Origin of the sequence: Micromonospora sp. M51, assembly GCF_018070305.1 — a bacterium.
Classification (GTDB): Bacteria; Actinomycetota; Actinomycetes; order Mycobacteriales; family Micromonosporaceae; genus Micromonospora; species Micromonospora parva.
In genome coordinates, this window is the sequence record NZ_JAGPXZ010000863.1 from 1 (window position 1) to 2,369 (window position 2,369).

The 2,369-nt window shown below is 72.1% G+C and carries 1 protein-coding gene and 1 pseudogene; one reads left to right on the forward strand and one right to left on the reverse strand.

Going from position 1 to position 2,369, the window contains the following annotated elements:
* Nucleotides 1-263 (forward strand): annotated as a pseudogene (locus KBX53_RS29900) (hypothetical protein); the annotation flags it as partial.
* 55 nt (nucleotides 264-318) lie between these two features.
* Here KBX53_RS29900 and KBX53_RS29905 read toward each other — a convergent pair.
* Nucleotides 319-2,346, reverse strand: coding sequence for a glycosyl hydrolase family 28-related protein (locus tag KBX53_RS29905; protein ID WP_210863013.1), 2,028 nt, complete (start codon nucleotides 2,344-2,346; stop codon nucleotides 319-321).
* Nucleotides 2,347-2,369: the final 23 nt, after the last annotated feature.

The following is a 2,369-nucleotide window of genomic DNA, read 5'->3' on the forward strand; positions in this document are numbered from 1 at the left end:
TCGAGGTCGACGGCCGGCGCGAGGTACGCGAGCCGACGATGACGATCGAGGTCAGCGAGACCGGCAGCGACAACCCGCCCCCGGTCGGCGCCCTGCGCCGGGTCGTCGACGGGGACAGCACGCTCATCAGCACCGACACCGTCGAACTGGTGGTCGTCCGGCGGCCCGGGGCCGGGGCCGACGGGGCCACCGGGGCCACCCTGAGCGGCAGGTGGGATGGTCAGCCGACGAGCGTGCCACTGGCGTACGCCCGGGTGCGCTGACCCGCCTGTCCCGAGTGTGCGGTGGGCGGCCCGGATGCCGGACCGCCCACCGCGTTCACCACCGCGCAGGAGGCGGGGGCGGTGACACGGGCGGCCGGTCGTCGCAGGTGATGGTGTTGGGCAGCAGCCACGGTGCGAGCCACCCGCCGTCGTTACCGCCGAGGTCGGTCACTGTGAACTCCGAGCCGGCCGCGGTGAAGTGGAACGATCCGCAGTTGTTGACGCCGACCGCGCCGACGTTGCGGGCGTCCACGTTGGCGAACGAGGCGGACCCGGCCGTGCGGGCGCTGACCACCGAGGTGCCGGTGCCGTCGACCCGGACGTCCCGGAACCGCACGTCGGAGATCGAGTAGAGGTCCTTCACCGGCCAGTCGCTGACCAGCATGATCGCGTTGTACGTGTTGTCCAGGTACGCGTCGCCGGTCACCTCGATGCCCGCCTCGATGCTGCGATCCAGGGCGAAGAGCCAGATCGCCCCCAGGCCGATGTTCCAGTTCAGCTCGTACGTGCCGGCGCGGGCGGTGGTGTTGTTGGTGAACCGCAGGTGCCCGGTGAACGGCTCCGCGCCGAAGCGGGACCCGGCGTGCAGGCCGCTGCCCTCACGTACCGGGTCGGCGACGAGGTTGTGCGAGACGGTGGTGTCGGTGCCGCCGTAGATGGCGATGCCGTTGGCCAGGGTCGGTGACTGCACGGTGTTGTGGTCGAACGTGTTCCGCGCGTTGGCCGTCTTCTCCGACCACATCGCCAGGCCGTCGTCGCCGGTGTTGCGGACGAAGTTGTGCGCGACCAGGGAGTCGGTCACCCCGGTGTGGAAGTTGAGGGCGTCGGCGATCTGGTCGACGATGATGTTGTTGGTGACCCGGACGTTGCGCATCGGGCCGTCGAACCACAGGCCTGCCTTGGTGTGGTGCAGGTAGAGCCCGTCGATGGTGGAGTCGCTCATCGCCCCGCCGATCGCGTTGACCTGGTCGGTGTCGATGCGCTCCCGCACGTCGCCCTCGATGGCGAAGCCGGAGAGGTGCACGTTGCGGCTGCCGCCGTCGGCGGCGTCCCGACCGTAGAACCCGACTCCGGTGTGCACCGAGCCGTCCGGCGCGGGGGCCGGCAGGGCGACCTCGCGGCCCTTGATGATGGTGTGCCAGTTGCCGGCGCCCTCGATGGTCACGTCGTCGACGATGACGTGCCGGTTGACCTGGTAGGTGCCCGGCGGGAGGTACACGGTGAGGTGGGCGCGCCGGGCGAAGGCGATGGCCCGGTCCAGCGCGTCGGCGGAGTCCCGCCGGCCGGTCGGGTCGGCGCCGAAGGCGAGCACGTTCGCCGCGAGCAGCCGGACACGCGGCGGGGCGACCAGTTCGGAGTCGAGCAGGTCGATGACCGTCCAGGCGGCGGCGCTGCCGGGCGGCGCGGTGAGCCGGACAGTGTCGCCGGCCCGGTACGTACGCCCGAGCAGGAGCCGCTGCTCGTCGTAGAAGTGGGTGGGCCGGAACGGTGTGCTGATGCTCGGGTACGGCGTGGTGGCCGACGGCACGCACTGGCACTCGGTGATCCACCAGTCCGGGTGCAGCAGCCCGGCCTGCGGGTCGTTGGTGAAGGGGTACTGGTTGTAGAGCCACGAGTACTGCGAGGTGAGCGTCATGGTGCGCAGATGCTTGCCGTTCACCGCGACCTTCAGCGGCGCGGTGATCCCACCTCCCTGCGGCGCGTCCGGGATGCTGTACCGCACGGTGATCCCGTTCGCCGCGCTGGGCAGGACGAACTCCACGTACTCCCCGGGGGTGAGCCGGACCGCCCGGCGGCCGGAGGCCTCCGCGGGCAGGGTGTAGGCGGACCGGTCCGGCCCGATGATCTCGCCGTTGGTGCGCGCGTTCTCCGCTTCCTGCTCCAGGAAGCCGACGTCCGCGCCGCGCCCGGCGACCAGCGCCGGGTCGAGGGCGGCGCGGGTGACCACCGGCCGCGCGCCGGCGGACCCCGGTGGACTGGCGGCGGCCGAGGTGGGCCCGGCGACCAGCACGGCGAGACCGGCCGCGAGCGCGACGGCGGTGCCGCCGGGCCGTCCCCGCGTCGGCGTGAGGCTGCGAAACATCGGTGACCCTCCTGAGTGGGTGG